This is a genomic window from Streptomyces sp. NPDC097640 (assembly GCF_040302705.1).
Taxonomy (GTDB): Bacteria; Actinomycetota; Actinomycetes; order Streptomycetales; family Streptomycetaceae; genus Streptomyces.
Genome location: NZ_JBEOSB010000003.1, coordinates 211,492 through 227,655 on the forward strand (window position 1 = coordinate 211,492; position 16,164 = coordinate 227,655).

General features: G+C 71.3%; 16 protein-coding genes. 4 read left to right on the plus strand and 12 right to left on the minus strand.

Features of this window, described 5'->3' with window-relative positions; translation table 11 throughout:
* Positions 1-88: 88 nt before the first annotated feature.
* The 4 genes from ABTY62_RS05360 to ABTY62_RS05375 all read right to left on the minus strand — a co-directional run bounded on the left by ABTY62_RS05360 (position 89) and on the right by ABTY62_RS05375 (position 2,005).
* Positions 89-301: a DUF397 domain-containing protein gene (locus ABTY62_RS05360; protein WP_352128035.1), complete on the minus strand. Its 213-nt coding sequence runs from the start codon at positions 299-301 to the stop codon at positions 89-91.
* Entirely contained in the window at positions 298-600 is a 303-nt protein-coding gene (locus ABTY62_RS05365; protein ID WP_352128276.1) for a Scr1 family TA system antitoxin-like transcriptional regulator, read from the minus strand. Before ABTY62_RS05365 ends, ABTY62_RS05360 begins: the two co-directional genes overlap by 4 nt.
* A gap of 221 nt (positions 601-821) precedes the next feature.
* Complete coding sequence (locus tag ABTY62_RS05370) at positions 822-1,184, minus strand: VOC family protein (protein ID WP_352128277.1); 363 nt, start codon at positions 1,182-1,184, stop codon at positions 822-824.
* The gene (locus tag ABTY62_RS05375) at positions 1,184-2,005 is read right to left on the minus strand and encodes a trans-aconitate 2-methyltransferase (RefSeq protein WP_352128037.1); all 822 of its coding nucleotides are present in this window, start codon (positions 2,003-2,005) and stop codon (positions 1,184-1,186) included. The genes ABTY62_RS05370 and ABTY62_RS05375 overlap by 1 nt, the downstream gene beginning before the upstream one ends.
* 125 nt (positions 2,006-2,130) lie before the next feature.
* Here ABTY62_RS05375 and ABTY62_RS05380 point away from each other — a divergent pair, with 125 nt between their 5' ends.
* Positions 2,131-2,628 carry a MarR family winged helix-turn-helix transcriptional regulator gene (locus ABTY62_RS05380; protein ID WP_311726340.1) on the plus strand — a complete coding sequence of 166 codons (498 nt, stop codon included), beginning with the start codon at positions 2,131-2,133 and terminating at the stop codon, positions 2,626-2,628.
* Here ABTY62_RS05380 and ABTY62_RS05385 read toward each other — a convergent pair.
* The 4 genes from ABTY62_RS05385 to galT form a co-directional block, all read right to left on the minus strand.
* On the minus strand, positions 2,587-3,468 hold the full coding sequence (locus ABTY62_RS05385) for a response regulator transcription factor (RefSeq protein WP_352128038.1): 882 nt from the start codon (positions 3,466-3,468) through the stop codon (positions 2,587-2,589). The two genes, ABTY62_RS05380 and ABTY62_RS05385, sit on opposite strands and share 42 nt — an antisense overlap.
* A gap of 339 nt (positions 3,469-3,807) precedes the next feature.
* On the minus strand, positions 3,808-5,007 hold the full coding sequence (gene galK, locus ABTY62_RS05390; RefSeq protein WP_352128039.1) for a galactokinase: 1,200 nt from the start codon (positions 5,005-5,007) through the stop codon (positions 3,808-3,810).
* 15 nt (positions 5,008-5,022) lie between these two features.
* The gene (gene galE, locus ABTY62_RS05395) at positions 5,023-5,997 is read right to left on the minus strand and encodes a UDP-glucose 4-epimerase GalE (RefSeq protein WP_352128041.1); all 975 of its coding nucleotides are present in this window, start codon (positions 5,995-5,997) and stop codon (positions 5,023-5,025) included.
* Positions 5,994-7,061: a galactose-1-phosphate uridylyltransferase gene (galT, locus tag ABTY62_RS05400; protein WP_352128042.1), complete on the minus strand. Its 1,068-nt coding sequence runs from the start codon at positions 7,059-7,061 to the stop codon at positions 5,994-5,996. The genes galE and galT overlap by 4 nt, the downstream gene beginning before the upstream one ends.
* 184 nt (positions 7,062-7,245) lie before the next feature.
* On the opposite strand from galT, the gene ABTY62_RS05405 reads away from it, so the two are divergent.
* Together ABTY62_RS05405 and ABTY62_RS05410 are read left to right on the plus strand one after the other, a co-directional pair.
* Positions 7,246-8,916, plus strand: a complete 1,671-nt coding sequence (locus ABTY62_RS05405) for a sodium:solute symporter family protein (protein ID WP_352128043.1) — start codon at positions 7,246-7,248, stop codon at positions 8,914-8,916.
* Positions 8,917-8,986: 70 nt separating this feature from the next.
* A complete protein-coding gene (locus tag ABTY62_RS05410) occupies positions 8,987-9,304 on the plus strand; it encodes a hypothetical protein (RefSeq protein WP_352128045.1) in 318 nt (105 codons plus the stop codon).
* 52 nt (positions 9,305-9,356) lie between these two features.
* On the opposite strand, the gene ABTY62_RS05415 is transcribed toward ABTY62_RS05410, so the two are convergent.
* From ABTY62_RS05415 to ABTY62_RS05425, 3 genes are all read right to left on the minus strand, one after another.
* Positions 9,357-10,055 (minus strand): response regulator transcription factor, encoded by a 699-nt coding sequence (locus tag ABTY62_RS05415; protein WP_352128046.1) that lies wholly within the window; start codon positions 10,053-10,055, stop codon positions 9,357-9,359.
* Between the two features lie 344 nt (positions 10,056-10,399).
* Positions 10,400-12,241, minus strand: a complete 1,842-nt coding sequence (locus tag ABTY62_RS05420) for a hypothetical protein (RefSeq protein ID WP_352128047.1) — start codon at positions 12,239-12,241, stop codon at positions 10,400-10,402.
* Positions 12,242-12,530: 289 nt separating this feature from the next.
* On the minus strand, positions 12,531-14,357 hold the full coding sequence (locus ABTY62_RS05425; protein ID WP_352128048.1) for an ABC-F family ATP-binding cassette domain-containing protein: 1,827 nt from the start codon (positions 14,355-14,357) through the stop codon (positions 12,531-12,533).
* Between the two features lie 144 nt (positions 14,358-14,501).
* Between ABTY62_RS05425 and ABTY62_RS05430 the strand changes: the two genes are divergently transcribed.
* Positions 14,502-14,945: a hypothetical protein gene (locus ABTY62_RS05430; protein ID WP_352128049.1), complete on the plus strand. Its 444-nt coding sequence runs from the start codon at positions 14,502-14,504 to the stop codon at positions 14,943-14,945.
* 6 nt (positions 14,946-14,951) lie between these two features.
* Here the strand turns inward: ABTY62_RS05430 and ABTY62_RS05435 are convergent, their stop codons facing one another.
* On the minus strand, positions 14,952-15,884 hold the full coding sequence (locus ABTY62_RS05435) for a 4-(cytidine 5'-diphospho)-2-C-methyl-D-erythritol kinase (RefSeq protein ID WP_352128050.1): 933 nt from the start codon (positions 15,882-15,884) through the stop codon (positions 14,952-14,954).
* Positions 15,885-16,164: the final 280 nt, after the last annotated feature.

The window sequence follows — 16,164 nt, forward strand, 5'->3', positions numbered from 1 at the left end:
CAGGATGTATACACGCTGTCGCATCAGCACTGTACGGATTGTGGAAAACCTCAGCCGACCGGAAGCACCCGCGAGTGGGGCTGGCCGTTCAGGTGGGAAGGTCCCAGCGGCCCGCTTTGACCTCGGTGAGGAACGACGCGAAGGCGTCGACGGAGAAGGCCAGCACGGGACTGTCCGTGTTCTTGGAGTCCCGAACCCCGATGCGGGCGCGTAGGTCTGCCACCTCGACACAGTCGTTGCCCTCTGGACCGCTGTAGCTGCTCTTGAACCAGACTGTCGCAGGCAATATTCGATCGGTCATGAGGTCAGCTCCTGTCGGGTTTTTGCCAACAGCCGCAGCGAGGCCGAGGCGTCGACCGCTTGAGAACGAAGGTAATCGAAGGTCAACTTATAAGCAGCGACTTCTTCGGCGTCATCGAGGTACAGGCCACGACGGCGCATCTCGATGTAGACGACTGCCATGGAGTTGAGGGGGTTGGCTTCGTCGTTCCGTCCCAGGACGACGAAGTGGCCGGCTCCGGCAGCATGCGCTAATGGGCGCCCGCGGCTTGACGGAGACAGTTCGCGATCACGCCATGGCGACGACGAGGCGGAGGAGATACCTCCATCGCCTCCTCGATGATCTCGGCGCGCAAACCGTCAAGGGGCCGCAAATCCTTCCACGCTTGCCACATAAAGTCGTCCAGTGTGGCCGGGGATGAACTCTTACCCGTCGTAACCTCTCCCCCCGCGGGCGTCGGGCATGGGCGACATCGCGACGCTACGCCGCCGACGCGCGCCACCACCGGCCGAATGAGATCCGATCATCCGATCGGGTGAGGTCAGACGACCGGCTCCAGGAACTCCAGCCGGTTCCCGGCCGGGTCCTGGGAGTAGAAGCGGCGGTGGCCCGGCAGGTTCTCGTCCCAGACGACCTTGGCGCCGCGCTCCGCCAGCCGCGCCGCGAGGGCGTCGATGTCCGTCACCCGGATGCCCGGGTGGGCCTTCTTCGACGGCCGGAAGCGCTCCTCGACGCCGAGGTGGAGCTGGACCGGTCCGCATCGGAACCACAGACCGCCGCGCGCCGCCAGGACGGGGGGCTTGGGGATCTCGGTCATGCCGAGCGCTTCGCCGTAGTACGTGCGGAGCGCGCCCTCGGCGCCTGGCGGGACGGCCAGCTGCACATGGTCGATCGCGGCGAGCATCATTGCGCCTTCCGCGCGACGACGAAGATACGGCGGAAGGGGAACGCCGTGCCGTGCGGGCCGGGCGGGTAGGCCTTGCGGAGGAGTTCGGCGTATTCGGCCAGGAAGGCGTCGCGGGCCGTGGGGTCGTCCTCGAGGGCGGTGAGGACGGGGCGCAGGGCGGTGCCCTTGACCCAGTCGAGCACCGGGTCGGGGCCGGTCAGCATCTGGATGTAGGTGGTCTCCCAGGCGTCGACCTCGCAGCCGAGGGCGGCCAGCCGCTCCAGGTAGGCGGCCGGGTCGAGGACGGGGGCGGGGCGGCTGCCGTGGGCGGAGAGGCGGTCTCGCCAGCGGGGGGACTCGCACAGGCCGGCCAGCAGGGTGTGGCTGGGCGCGGTGAAGTTGCCCGGGACCTGGAAGGCGAAGGTGCCGCCGGGGCGGAGGGCGGAGATCCAGGCCGGGAAGGACTCGGGGTGGCCGGGGACCCACTGGAGCAGCGCGTTGGAGACGATCAGGTCGAAGGTCTCCTCGGGCACCCAGCGCCCGGCGTCGGCGGGGCGGAAGTCGAGCAGGCCGCCGCCCTCGGCCGGGGCCTGGTGGGCGCGGGCCGCCTCCAGCATCTCCGGGGAGTTGTCGAAGCCGGTGACATGGGCGTCGGACCAGCGGTCGAAGAGCAGGACGGTGACATTGCCGGCGCCGCAGCCGAGGTCGGCGATGCGGGGCGGGCGGCCGGGGGCGGTGGGGAGGTCGGGCACGCGGGCCAGGAGGTCGAGGAAGGGGCGGGTGCGATGGCCGGCGTGGCGGAGGTACTGGCCCGGATCCCAGGTGGGTGAAGAGTGCATGACGAAGCTCCCTGGCAGGTGCACATGGTGCGCGGTGCGGTCCACGCTGTCCGGGCCTACCGTGCTCCAGGAGGTATCTTGATGTCAAGAGACTTCATGTCGACAGACCTACTACACTGATCTCCATGGAGGACGAGGTCGATCGGCTGGTCGCGGCGTGGCGCCGGGAGCGCCCCGACCTCGACGTGGAGCCGCTGGAAGTGCTCAGCCGCGTCAGCAGGCTCGCCCGCCACCTCGACCGGGCGCGGCGGATCGCCTTCGCCGAGCACAATCTGGAGCCCTGGGAGTTCGACGTGCTGACGTCGCTGCGCCGGGCCGGGACGCCGTATCAGCTCTCGCCCGGGCAGTTGCTGACCCAGACGCTGGTCACCTCGGGCACCATGACCAACCGGATCGACCGGCTGGCGAAGAAGGGCCTCGTCGAGCGGCTGCCCGACCCCAGCGACCGGCGCGGGGTGCTGGTGCGGCTGACCGTCGAAGGGCGCGACCGCGCCGACCAGGCGCTCGCCGGACTGCTCGACCAGGAGCACGCCATCCTCGCCGAGCTGTCCCAGGCGCAGCGCGCCGAACTGGCCGCGCTGCTACGCCAGCTGACCGCCCCGTTCGACAATCTCCCCGGTTAGGTCGACCGGGCCGACTCCGGCGCGGCGGGCCAGGGCCACGGCCGCCAGGGTGGAGTGCACGCCGAGCTTGCCCAGCACGTTCTGCATATGCGTGCGGACCGTGTGCGGGGAGAGATACAGCCGCTCGGCGACCGCCTTGCGGCCCAGGCCGGCCACCATGCAGCGCAGCACCTCGCGCTCGCGCGGGGTCAGCGACTCCACCAGCCGCTCGCTCTCGGTGCGGTGCTTACGGGCGGCCGTCAGCTCCCGCAGCACGCCGGTGAGCAGGGCGGGCGGCAGATGTGTCTCGTCGCGCAGCACGCCACGGATGACCGCGAGCAGCCGGGAGAGCGAGCAGTCCTTGGCGACCCAGCCGCACGCCCCGGCCTGAAGGGCCGCCGCCGCGCGGCGCGGGTCGTCCCGCTCGGCCAGCACCACGGTGCGCACGCCCGGCTGCGCCGAGCGGACCCCGCCGACCAGCGAGATGCCGTCCGCCGGGCGGCCGGGCGCCAGCCGGGCGGGCACCGCCCGGCCGTTCGCGCCACCACCGTTGACAGACCCGACGGACCCGACGGACCCGACGGCGCCGCCGGCCCCACCGCCGATCAGTGACTCGGCGGGCGAGGGCAGGGGCTGCGGCGGAATGCCGACAGGACCTCCCGCCCCTCTGCCCAGATCCGCGTCGACCAGCATCACATCGAAGCGGCGCCCCTCCGACGCCCCGCGCTCCAGGCAGCGCAGCGCCGCTGGACCGCTCCCGGCCGCCGCGACCTCCACGTCCTGCTCGGCCGCGAGGGCGGCCGCCAGCGACTCGGCGAAGATGCGATGGTCATCGACCACAAGAACCCGAATACGTGCCACGGAACCCCCCACGACTCCGGATACGGAAAAACCCAGTGCGGGTACGGCGCCCGGCGCGGGGTCGCCGCAACCGCACGGCCGCCGCCGTGCTGATCACTACCCCACCCCGGGCGTCGTACCTGCCTGTCTCGCCCCCTGATACACGTCGGCCCCCACCGACGCTGTACTCAGCGTACGGCCCGAGTCCGACACCGGGGGTGATTTTCGGCAAAACTGACCGTCGGCGCACCGACGTTGACCTGCTCCTGTGAGGATCGTGTTCCGTTGTGAGGAGTAAGTCAACGAAACGGTACGGGATTTGATCGGCGGAGCGATCAACCGGCCTATTTGGTACGCCAGTTAGGCCAGACGTCGCGCCCCCGCGCTCGGCACCGCCGGGAAGATCCGCGGGGCCCGGTACCCGGCCGCCGCGAACGCCTCGGTCACCGCCTTGCCCACGGACTCCGCGTCCGCCTCCTCCACCAGCACGATCGCCGAGCCGCCGAAGCCGCCGCCGGTCATCCGGGCCCCGAGCGCGCCCGCCGCGTTCGCCGTCTCCACGACCAGGTCGAGCTCCGCGCAGGAGATCTCGAAGTCGTCGCGGCAGGAGGCGTGCCCGTCGGTCAGGACCGGGCCGATGGACCGGGTGGCGCCCGCGTCCAGGCGCTCGATGACCTCCTCCACCCGGTGGTTCTCGGTCACCACATGGCGCACCCGCTTGACCAGAATCTCGTCGCCCGCGAGGGTGCCGAGGGCGTCATCCAGGTGTTCGTACGCGACATCGCGCAGGGCGTTCACCCCGAGCGCCCGCGCACCCGCCTCGCAGGAGGCGCGCCGGTTGGCGTACGCGCCGTCGCCCAGCTCGTGCTTGACCTGGGTGTCCACGACCAGCAGCCGCAGCCCCTCGGCCGCCAGGTCGAACGGCACCTGGCGCAGCGCCATCTCACGGGTGTCCAGGAACAGCGCGTGCCCCTCGGTGCAGCAGGCGGACGCGGTCTGGTCCATGATCCCGCAGGGCACGCCCACGAAGACGTTCTCCGCGCGCTGGCACAGCTGGGCGATGCGCATCGGCTCGAGACCCAGCCCGTACAGCTCGTTCAGCGCGGTGGCCGTCACCACCTCAAGCGCCGCCGACGAGGACAGGCCCGCGCCGGTCGGCACCGTGCTGGTGTAGTGCAGATCCGCCCCGCCGGCCCCGTCCCCCGACAGCACCCCCGCGTCGCGCAGCGCCCACACCACGCCCGCCGGGTAGGCCGCCCAGCCGCCGCGGTCGCCGCCCGCGTCGTCGGCGACCGGCGCGAGGTCGTCCACGCGCAGCTCGACGACGCCGCCGGGCGCGTCCCCGGAGTGCAGCCGCAGCACCCCGTCGGTGCGCGCGCGGGCGGCGGCCAGACAGGTGTGCGGCAGCGCGAGCGGCATGACGAAGCCGTCGTTGTAGTCGGTGTGTTCACCGATCAGATTGACCCGGCCCGGGGCCGCCCATACGCCCTCGGGCTCGGCGCCGAACACCTTGCGGAAACCCTCCACCGCGCGGTCCGGGCCGCTCACGCTGTCGTTCACTTGCCAGCTCTCCTTCTACTGTGCGATGTGCTGTGCGAACCGCCAGGCGTCCGCGACGATTCCCGCCAGGTCGGCGCGGCTCGGCGACCAGCCGAGGCGCTCCTTGGCCCGCTCGGCCGAGGCCACCAGGACCGCCGGGTCGCCGCCCCGGCGCGGGGCGGTCACCTCGGGGATCGGGTGCCCGGTGACCTGGCGGACGGTCTCGATGACCTCGCGGACCGAGAAGCCGTTGCCGTTGCCGAGGTTGCAGATCAGATGCTCGCCCTCGGCGGCGGCGCCCAGGGCCAGCAGATGGGCCTCGGCCAGGTCGGCGACGTGGATGTAGTCGCGCACGCAGGTGCCGTCGGGGGTGGGGTAGTCGTCGCCGTAGACGGAGATCGCCTCGCGGCGCTCCTGGGCGACCTGGAGGACGAGCGGGATGAGGTGCGACTCGGGGTCGTGCCGCTCGCCGTTGGCCCCGTAGGCGCCCGCGACGTTGAAGTACCGCAGGCTCACCGCGGCCAGGCCGTGCGCGGCGCACTCCCCGCTGATCATGTGGTCGACGGCGAGCTTGGTGGCCCCGTACGGGTTGGTCGGCGAGGTCGGGGCGTCCTCGGTGATCGGGACCGTCTCCGGCTCGCCGTAGGTGGCGGCCGTGGAGGAGAAGACGAGCTTGCGCACGCCGGCCTCGCGCATCGCCGCGAGCAGCTCGGTGGTCCCGCCGACGTTGTTGACCCAGTACTTCTCCGGGTTCACGACGGACTCGCCGACCTGCGAGAAGGCCGCGAAGTGCAGCACGCCGTCATAGGAGGGGTCGAGCCACTTGGCCGCGTCCTGGATGCGCCCCTCGATGAACTCCGCGCCCTCCGGCACCCCCACGCGGTGCCCGGTGGACAGGTCGTCCAGGACGGTCACCCGGTGACCGGCCTCCAGCAGATGCGCCGCAACCACGCTGCCGACATAGCCGGCACCGCCGGTGACCAGGTACTTCTTCTGCTGCGCATTGCTCACTCGCTCGCTACCTCTCGCAGTCGCTCGGCCGCGGCCTCCGGCGGCACATCGTTGATGAACACATTCATGCCGGATTCGGAACCCGCGAGAAACTTCAGCTTGCCGGAAGTGCGGCGGATGGTGAAAAGCTCGAGGTGAAGCGCGAACTCACCGCGGTCCGCCACGCTGAACGGCGCCTGGTGCCAGGCGGCGATGTACGGCGTCGGCGGCTCTCCAGCCCCTTCCTTCCCACCACCCCGCCCGTCGAATATCCGGTCGAAGCGCTGCAAGAGTTCCAGATACATCTGTGGAAACTCTGTGCGCGCGCCTTCATCGAGGTCGCGGAGGTCGGGGACGCGCCGCTTGGGGTACAGGTGCACCTCGTACGGCCAGTGCGCCGCGTACGGCACGAAGGCGATCCAGTGCTCGCCCTCCAGCACGATGCGCCGCCCGTCGGCCACCTCGTCGGCGACCACGTCGTCGAAGAGGTTCCGGCCGGTGCGCTCCCGGTGCTCGGCGAGCGAGCGCAGCATCAGCTGCGTACGGGGCGTGACGAAGGGATACCCGTAGATCTGCCCGTGCGGATGGCCGAGGGTGACGCCGATCTCCTTGCCCCGGTTCTCGAAGCAGAAGACCTGCTCGACGGAGGGCAGCCCGGCCAGCTCGGCCGTCCGGTCGGTCCAGGCCTCCAGCACCAGGGCGGCCTGTTCGGGGGTGAGGTCGGCGAAGGACGCGTCGTGGTCGGAGGTGAAGCAGACGACCTCGCAGCGGCCCGAGTCCCCGGCCAGTGAGGGGAAGCGGTTCTCGAAGACCACCACGTCGTAGTCGGCGGCGGGGATCTCGCTGTTCCGGCCCTCGCGGGAGGGGCACAGCGGGCACTCGTCGGCCGGGGGGTGGTAGGTGCGGCCCTGGCGGTGCGAGGCGACCGCGACCCGGTCGCCGAGCAGGCGGTCGTGGCGGATCTCGGAGCTGGTGGCGATGGGGTCCAGGGGGCGCGGGTCGACGGCGTCGCGCACCGTGTCGTCGTGCGCGTCGTAGTAGATCAGCTCGCGTCCGTCCGCGAGCCGCGTCGCCGTCTTCTTCACTCCGCCAACTCCTGTCACTGCCAGTTGTCATCCGACGACTGCATTCAACACAACCAAACACAATGAACCACAACTCAACAGCGGCGTCAATGAGCGCGAAGGCGGACGGACAAAGCAGGAGAATTCGGATACCTTCGCCGCACGTTTCCGGTGCGTTCCGTTCTGGCGATGAAGCGAGCGACTCATGACCGACCTGGCCGAAGGGCTCCGGCTCCCCACCAACGCACTCGACTACTCCATTCTCGTCCTCTACTTCGCGGTCGTCCTGGGCGTCGGATTCGCCGCCAGAGCGAGCGTCAGAACCAGCCTCGACTTCTTTCTGTCCGGCCGGTCGCTGCCCGCCTGGGTCACCGGTCTCGCGTTCGTCGCCGCCAATCTGGGCGCCCTGGAGATCCTCGGCATGGCGGCCAACGGCGCGCAGTACGGCGTGTACACGGTGCACTGGTACTGGGTCGGCGCGATCCCCGCCATGGTCTTCCTCGGCCTGGTGATGATGCCCTTCTACTACGGCTCGAAGGTGCGGTCGGTCCCGGAGTTCCTGCTGCACCGCTACGGACGCTCCTCGCACCTGCTCAGCTCGATCATCTTCTCGGTGGCGTCCGTGCTGATCGCGGGCGTCAACCTCTACGCGATGGCGATCGTGGTGGAGGCGCTGCTGGGCTGGCCGCAGTGGGTGGCCATCGTGGTCGCGGGCCTGTTCGTGCTGGCGTACATCACCCTCGGCGGGCTCTCCTCGGCGATCTACAACGAGGTGCTCCAGTTCTTCGTCATCCTGGCCGCCCTGATCCCGCTCACCGTCGTCGGTCTCAAGCGGGTCGGCGGCTGGAGCGGGCTGAACGACGCGCTCACCGACCGATACGGGCCGAACTTCACCTCCGCCTGGGGCGGCACCGGCATCGGCTCCGAGAACCCGCTGGGCGCCAACTGGCTGACCATCGTGCTCGGCCTCGGCTTCTGCCTCAGCTTCGGCTACTGGACCACCAACTTCGCCGAGGTGCAGCGGGCACTGTCCGCCAGAAACCTCTCGGCCGCCCAGCGCACCCCGCTGATCGCCGCCTACCCCAAGATGTTCATCCCGCTGATCGTGGTCGTCCCCGGGCTGATCGCGCTGGTCGTCGAGCCGGGCCTGGGCACCGAGAAGAGCGGGCTCCAGTACAACGACGCGATCCCGCTGCTGATGCGCGATCTGCTGCCCAACGGCGTGCTGGGCGTCGCGGTGACCGGGCTGCTCGCCGCGTTCATGGCGGGCATGGCGGCCAATGTCTCGTCCTTCAACACCGTGTTCACCAACGACATCTGGGCGGCGTATGTGAAGACGGGCCGCCCGGACGGGTACTACCTGCTCACCGGGCGCGTGGTGACGGCGATCGGCGTGCTGGGCGGCATGGGGACGGCGTTCATCGCCTCCTCGTTCAGCAACATCATGAACTATCTCCAGACCCTGTTCTCGTTCTTCAACGTGCCGCTGTTCTGCGTCTTCATCATCGGCATGTTCTGGCGGCGGGCCACGCCCGCGGCCGGGTTCTGGGGGCTGCTGTCCGGGACCGTGGCCGCGATGATCAACTACTTCTGGCTCTACAAGGGGCATGTGATCTCGATCCCCAGCGACCAGGGGGCCAACTTCGTCTCGGCGATCGTGGCGTTCGTGTTCGGCGGGGTGGTGATGGTGACCGTCTCGCTGTTCACCGCGCCCAAGCCGGTGGAGTCACTGGCCGGGCTGGTCTACGGGACCACCTCCCCCGGCATGGCCGAGCCCCCTGCGGCCGGCGACGAGGCCTGGTACCGCCGGCCGGCCCTGCTGGGCTGGGGCGCGATCGTGCTGGCGGCGCTGTGCTACGTCCCGTTCTCCCTCTGACCTCCCTCTGATCTCCCTCTGACCTCCCTCTGACCCTCGATACGACTCGCCGATCGGAGCCTCATACGTCATGAGTGACGAGTACGAGTACCAGCGCCGGGTCGAGGAGTTGGAGGAGAAGTCCGCGACCGCGGCCCGGCTCTTCGACGTACGGAGGATCATCGGCGGGCTGTTCGTGATCTACGGAATCCTGGTCACCATCGCGGGGATCACCGTCTCGGAGGCGGACCTGAAGAAGGCCCAGAACATCAACATCAACCTCTGGACGGGCGTGAGCATGCTCGTGGTCGGGCTGCTCTTCCTGCTCTGGCTGAGGCTGCGGCCCGCCGCCGCGCCGCACACCACTGCCGAGGCGCCGGGGGAGGGTCCGAACGCGGGCGGCGGCTGAGCCACGGCGGCACGGGCGCTACGGCGACGGCGGCGGCACGGCGACGGCGGCGCTACGGCGACGGCGGCGTCTGGTGCTCGTGCTGGTGCGTAGCCGCCCGCTCCAGCAGCCCCGTGCGCGCCGCCAGGGCCGCCGCCTCCAGCCGGGACCCCACCCCCAGCTTCATCAGCACCCGCTGGACATGGGTGCGCGCCGTGCTGGGCGCGATCCCCATGCCCGCGGCGATCAGCCTGGTGTCCTCGCCGTCCGCGACCCGCATCAACACCTCGACCTCGCGGGGGGTGAGCATCCGCAGCAGCCGGGAGCCCTCGTCGTCCGGCTGCGCCGCCGGGTTGAGCAGCTCGGCGAACGCGCCCTGTAACAGCTGCGGCGCCACGGCGGCCTCCCCCGCCCGCGCCTTCACCATCGCCCGCTCGACGCCCTCGATGCGCTCGTCATGGCGCACATAGCCGGACGCCCCGGCCGCGAACGCGGCCGCGATGCCGCGCGGGCTCGGCACCGGGCCGAGCACCACCACGGCCACCTGCGGCCGCTCCTTCTTTATCCGTACGACCGGTTCGAAGGCGCCGGGCTCGGCGGGCGCAGCCGTGCCCAGCAGACACACCTCCGGCGCCCGGCTCACCACCAGCTCCGCCGCCCCCGCGCACGGCGCGGCCGCCGCGAGCACCCGGTGCCCGCGCAGCTTCAGCGCCGAGGCGAGCGCCTCGGCGAGCAGCCGGTGGTCATCGACCACCATGAGTCGCACGCCCATGGGCTCCCCCCATCCGCGTCGGAACGAAGTCCCGGCCGCTCCCGGACCGCTCAGTGCCGCCGTCCGCGCCAAGCACCCCCTCGCCCGTCAGGCCCCGCGCCGGGGCCCTGGAATCCCTTGCCCCCGGGAAGCTACACGCTTGTTCGACGTTGTGCGCCCCTTACCCGGAAGAAGCCCCCCGGAATGCCGAAATCCCGGCCATTCGCGCCTACTTGACATCTACTTGGCGTCCGAATCGGACCGATGCGGGCACCGGCCGACAACGGAGGCGGCCCCGCCCGTACGGTGCGTACGGGCGGGGCCGCCGTGGCCGGCCGCGACTGGGCCTGGGGCCTGGGTGCCGATCAGCTGCCCGCGCCGAAGATCACGGCGAGCGGGTCGTTCGCGTCATAGCTGCTGCTGGGCTTGGTGGCGTAGCGGTCGCTCATGTAGAGCCGCTGGTTCGCGTAGGCGATCTCGTCGTACTCCGCGCTGAAGTTGGACTCCATGTCGTGCGCGGTGGCCTCGTTCTGAAGCAGCTTGTCCTTCTTGTAGGACTTGGGGTCGATCCGCCAGACCGCGCCGCCCGCGGAGTAGGTGGACTCCTGGTAGGCGATGACGAAGCCGTCCTTGTCCAGGCCCAGCGGGGTCAGCGCCGCGCGCTCGACCCCGTCCGCCTTGCCGATCGCCTTGCCGGTCTCCAGGCTGAAGGCGACGACCTCGTTCGCCGTGGTGCCCTCCGCCGCGCTGCGGCGGTCCTCCGACCCCATGTACAGCGCGTTCGCCGACTTGCTGATGGCGATCAGCTTGCAGCCCTCGACGTCGGTCGTCTCGCAGTCGGCGACGTACTTGCCGCCCTCCGTGGAGATCTTGCTGATGACCTTGCCGACCTTGGCGCTGTCGTCGATCGTCAGGAAGTCGGAGACCGAGGCGCCCGTGGAGTCACCCGCGTCGAGGCCGATGACCAGCGGGTCGGTGGACGCCACATGGACGTAGTCCAGGCCCGAGGAGACCTTGTAGGTGGACTTCACCGTGCCCGTCTTCGGGTTCAGCGTCTCCACCGTCAGCTGCGGGTTGTCGTACTGACCGCAGCGCCGCACCGCGATCAGCTTGTCGCCGCCGCCCGCGTAGCCGTCGTCCGAGCACTGCTCGCCGGGCTGCGGCTTCCACAGCACCTTGCCCTCGATCGACCAGCCCGCGCCGCCGCTGGTGCCGCCCGCGGCGACGGTGCCGCCGCCGAGGGTCACCTCGTCGAAGCGCATCTTCCGGTCGCCGTCGTTCAGATGCCGCTGCCAGAGCATCTTGCCGTTCTTCAGGTCGAACAGCCCGACCTCCGTGCAGGAGGGGTACTTGTCTGCCTTAGAGGGTTTGGCTTCCTGGAAGAGGACCGTGGTCAGGCCGTCCTCGGTGAGGTGGGCCGAGGACCAGCAGACCTGACCCGCCAGCGGGATGGTCCACTTCGGGTCCCCGCCGTCCAGCGGATAGCCGACGATCTTGTAGACATCGGCCTTCACGAAGGTGTCGTCGGTGACCCACATGCCCTCGGTGGTGATCTGGTCCTTCACCTTCGGCATGTCGATCTTGTTGAGCAGCTTCCCCTGGACGGTCTCGGGCGCGGGCACGTCCTTGCCGCCCGTCGTCCCCGAACTGCTGCCCTGGCTGGTCTTCTTGTCCTTGTCCTTGTCCTTGGCCTGCTCGTCGCCACCGCCGTCGCCCTTGGTGGCGAAGAAGATGCCGCCGACGACGATCAGCGCGACCGCGACCACCGCGCTGATGATGATCATCATGCGCTGCTTGGACTGGTTGCCGCCGCCCTGGCCGCCCGGCGCGCCCGGCATGCCGCCCGGGTACGGGGCCTGGGGCGGGTATCCGTACTGCGGCTGCTGCCCGGAGGGGAACTGCGGCGCGGGCATGCCGACCTGCGTCGGCTGCGCGTGCACGGACTGCGGCTGCGGATAGCCGTAACCGCCGGCGCCCTGCGGGGGCGTCTGCGGCATGGCCGACGGAGGAGGAGTCTGGGGCGGTCCGGGCGGGGGCGGCGGCGGGGTCTGGGGAGCCTGCGGCGGCTGGCCCGGCGCCTGCGGATAGCCGTAGCCCGGGGCGGGCGGGGTGCCCGGGGGCTGCTGCGGATAGCCGTATGACGGGTTCTGCGGTGCGCCGAAGCCACCCTGCGGCGGCTGATTGGGCGGCGGAGGCGGCTGTGACATCGGATTGTCCTTAGAGCGCGGGTCCGTGAGCCGATCGGCCTCCCCCGCGATCCCGGGGTTCAAAGCCCACCAGGAAGGAGCGAATCGGACACGCAACCCGCCAGTGAGCGGCAGGCAAGCGGGAGTTCTTTCTATCACCCGGTGCTATCAGGCCAAGGGCCGGTCTCAGCCTCATCGAACAGCTGAGACCGGCCCGTGACGCGACCGTTGCCCTTGTCCACACCGCCTTCACACACCGCCGCGGGGCGGCGTCGGCCGTGCGCCCCGCCAGGCGTCCGCGAGATGTCCGCTAGACGTCCTCGGCGAGTTCCAGCCAGCTGGTCTCCAGTTCCTCCCGCTCCGCCGTCAACTCCCGCAGCCGCGCGTCGAGCTCCGCGACCTTCGCGAAGTCCGTGGCGTGCTCGGCGATCCGCTCGTGCAGCTCCGCCTCCTGCTCGCCGATGCGGTCCAGACGCCGCTCGATCTTCTGGAGCTCCTTCTTCGCGGCGCGCTGCTCGGCCGCCGACTTCTGCCCCGCGCCCGACTGTTCCGCGGCCTTCTGGCGGGAAATCGCCGCGGCCGCCGGTGCCGCGGCGGCGGCCTGGGCGCGCTGCCGCCGCTCCAGGTACTCGTCGACGCCGCGCGGCAGCATCCGCAGGGCCGCGTCGCCCAGCAGCGCGAGGACCCGGTCCGTCGTCCGCTCGATGAAGTACCGGTCGTGGCTGATCACCACGAGCGAGCCCGGCCACCCGTCGAGCAGATCCTCCAGCTGGGTCAGCGTCTCGATGTCGAGGTCGTTGGTCGGCTCGTCGAGGAACAGCACATTCGGCTCGTCCATGAGCAGCCGCAGAATCTGGAGCCTGCGCCGCTCACCGCCGGAGAGGTCGCCGACCGGCGTCCACTGCTTCTCCTTGGTGAAGCCGAACTTCTCGCACAGCTGGGAGGCGGTCATCTCCCGCCCCTTGCCCAGGTCGACGCGCTGCCGCACCTGCTCCACGGCCTCCAGCACCCGCAAGGCCGGGTCCAGCTCCGCGACCTCCTGCGAGAGATACGCCAGCTTGACCGTCCGGCCGACCACCACCCGGCCGGCGGCCGGCTGCCGCTCGCCGTCGCTGGCGGCCGCCTCGGCCATGGCCCGCAGCAGCGAGGTCTTGCCCGCGCCGTTCACGCCCACCAGGCCGATCCGGTCGCCGGGGCCCAGCTGCCAGGTCAGATGCTTCAGCAGCACCTTCGGACCGGCCTGGACGGTCACGTTCTCCAGATCGAAGACGGTCTTGCCCAGGCGCGAGTTCGCGAACTTCATCAGCTCCGCGGAGTCGCGGGCCGGCGGCACATCCGCGATCAGCGCGTTCGCTGCCTCGATCCGGAACCGCGGCTTGCTGGTGCGGGCCGGGGCGCCGCGGCGCAGCCAGGCCAGCTCCTTGCGGACCAGGTTCTGCCGCTTGGCCTCCTCGGTGGCGGCGATGCGCTCCCGCTCGGCGCGCGCGAACACGTAGTCGCTGTAGCCGCCCTCGTACTCGTGCACCGCACCGCGCTGCACATCCCACATCCGGGTGCAGACCTGGTCCAGGAACCAGCGGTCGTGGGTGACCACCACCAACGCCGAGCGGCGCGCCCGCAGATGGCCGGCCAGCCAGGAGATGCCCTCGACGTCGAGGTGGTTGGTCGGCTCGTCCAGGACGACCATGTCCTGCTCGGCGATGAGCAGCTTGGCGAGCGCGATCCGCCGGCGCTCGCCGCCGGAGAGCGGGCCGATGACGGTGTCCAGGCCCTGCGGGAAGCCCGGCAGGTCGAGCCCGCCGAACAGCCCGGTCAGCACGTCCCGGATCTTGGCGTCGCCCGCCCACTCGTGGTCGGCGAGATCGCCGATGACCTCGTGGCGGACGGTGGCGGCGGGGTCGAGCGAGTCGTGCTGGGTGAGCACGCCGAGCCGCAGGTCCCCGGCGTGGGTGACGCGGCCGGTGTCGGCGGGCTCCAGCTTGGCGAGGATCCGGATCAGGGTGGTCTTGCCGTCACCGTTGCGGCCGACGACGCCGATCCGGTCGCCCTCGTTCACCCCGAGGGAGACGCCGTCCAGCAGCGCCCGGGTGCCGTACACCTTGCCGACGGTTTCGACGTTGACCAAGTTGGTGGCCATCACACTCCTGTACGCGGATCGATCGGCATCCCAGCGTAGTCGCCGTGCGAAGCGGTCCGGGCACGCAGCCGTCCGCGGTAAGTACCTCGCCTGAGTATCTGTACGGATGTCCCGCGGATGATCTCGCTCCTAGCGTCCTCTGCCATGGATCACGCGAGGAGCCTGTGGGCCGGTGCGGGGACGGCTGCGGGGACGGTCGAGGCGGACCTGGAGCAGGAGCTGGCCGAGATGAGGCTGGCCGAGGCGGCGCGGGCCGCCGTCCAGCGGCGGGCGGAACGCAGACTGAGGGCCGTCCGGGCGGTGGCGGTCGGGGTGGTGTGGCTGGGCGCCGGGCTGACCCTGATGTTCCTCCCCATGATCACGATGTCCGCCGGGTCCGAGTGCGGCATGGGCGACACCCGCTTCATCTGCACCGACACCGGCCAGGACACGATCGTCTACGTCGCCGTCTACACCTCGCTGGTCGCCGCGCTGGCCGGCACCTGGGGCGCCTTCTCCCCGCGCGTGCTCGGCCGCGTGGTGTGGGGCGCGGCGCTCGTGGCGCTCGGCATCGCCTGGCTGATCAACCTGCTGATCATCGGCGGGTAGCGCGCGTCAGGGGGTGGCGGGGACGACGGTCGCCCCCGCCGCGGGCCCCGTGGCCACCCGTACGGCACGGCAGGTGCCCGAGGCGGCCAGGGCCTTCGCCACGGCGGCGGCCCCCTCCGCGTCCTCGGCGAGAAAGGCGCAGGTCGGGCCCGAGCCGGACACCAGCGCGGCGAGCGCGCCCGCGTCGGTGCCCGCGCGCAGCGTGTCGGCCAGGGCGGGCCGCAGCGACAGCGCGGCGGCCTGGAGGTCGTTGGTCACGGCGGCGGCGAGCGCGCTCGCGTCCGCGGTGCGCAGCGCCTCCAGGAGCGCCGCGGACGGCTCGGGGTCCGGTACGTCGTCCACCGTGGCCCCCTGGCCGCCGGCGGCGCGCAGCCGGTCGCACTCGCGGTAGACGGCAGGGGTGGACAGGCCGCCCTCGGCGACGGCGAACGCCCAGTGGAACGTGCCGCCGGTCTCCAGCGGGGTCAGCAGCTCGCCCCGCCCGCGGCCCAGGGCCGCGCCGCCCACCAGGCTGAACGGCACGTCGCTGCCCAGCTCTGCGCAGATCTCCAGCAGCTCGGCGCGCGACGCCGCCGTCCCCCACAGCGCGTCGCACGCCACCAGCGCGCCGGCGGCGTCCGCGCTGCCGCCCGCCATGCCGCCCGCGACGGGGATGTCCTTGGCGATGTGCAGATGCACCCGCGGCTCGACGCCGTGGCGCGCGGCCAGCGCGAGGGCGGCGCGGGTGGCGAGGTTGGTGCGGTCCAGCGGCACGTGGTGCGCGTCCGCGCCGGAGACGGTGATCCGCAGCTCGTCGGCCGGGGTGGCCGTCACCTCGTCGTACAGCCCCACGGCCAGGAAGACATTCGCCAGGTCGTGGAAGCCGTCCGGCCTGAGGCCGCCCACCGCGAGCTGGACATTGACCTTCGCGGGCACGCGGGCGGTCACGGATCGGGTCACGGCTGGTTTCTCCTCGGCGGGTCCGGCTACGACGGCGCCCCCATTGTCGCGCCTGCGGCGAGCCTGTCCCCAACCCGCCCCTTCCCGAACCATGGGGCCCCGCCCCCTGGCCCCCGGAGGCGTCCGGGCCGAACGACAACCCGACCGCGAACCCAACTCCGGGCCGCGCCCCGGCGGGGGCGTGGCCCGGCGGGGGCGTGGCCCGGCGGGGGCGTGGCCCGGCGGGGGCGTGGCCCGGCGGGGGCGTGGCCCGGCGGGGGCGTGGCCCGGCGGGGGCGTG

What these genes read in the sequence shown, in the direction of transcription:
- ABTY62_RS05360 (WP_352128035.1), bottom strand. Translation starts at nt 301, where the DNA reads ATGACCGATCGAATATTGCCTGCGACAGTCTGGTTCAAGAGCAGCTAC.
- ABTY62_RS05370 (WP_352128277.1), bottom strand. Translation starts at nt 1,184, where the DNA reads ATGCTCGCCGCGATCGACCATGTGCAGCTGGCCGTCCCGCCAGGCGCC.
- ABTY62_RS05375 (WP_352128037.1), bottom strand. Translation starts at nt 2,005, where the DNA reads ATGCACTCTTCACCCACCTGGGATCCGGGCCAGTACCTCCGCCACGCC.
- ABTY62_RS05380 (WP_311726340.1), top strand. Translation starts at nt 2,131, where the DNA reads ATGGAGGACGAGGTCGATCGGCTGGTCGCGGCGTGGCGCCGGGAGCGC.
- ABTY62_RS05405 (WP_352128043.1), top strand. Translation starts at nt 7,246, where the DNA reads ATGACCGACCTGGCCGAAGGGCTCCGGCTCCCCACCAACGCACTCGAC.
- ABTY62_RS05410 (WP_352128045.1), top strand. Translation starts at nt 8,987, where the DNA reads ATGAGTGACGAGTACGAGTACCAGCGCCGGGTCGAGGAGTTGGAGGAG.
- ABTY62_RS05415 (WP_352128046.1), bottom strand. Translation starts at nt 10,055, where the DNA reads ATGGGCGTGCGACTCATGGTGGTCGATGACCACCGGCTGCTCGCCGAG.
- ABTY62_RS05420 (WP_352128047.1), bottom strand. Translation starts at nt 12,241, where the DNA reads ATGTCACAGCCGCCTCCGCCGCCCAATCAGCCGCCGCAGGGTGGCTTC.
- ABTY62_RS05425 (WP_352128048.1), bottom strand. Translation starts at nt 14,357, where the DNA reads ATGGCCACCAACTTGGTCAACGTCGAAACCGTCGGCAAGGTGTACGGC.
- ABTY62_RS05430 (WP_352128049.1), top strand. Translation starts at nt 14,502, where the DNA reads ATGGATCACGCGAGGAGCCTGTGGGCCGGTGCGGGGACGGCTGCGGGG.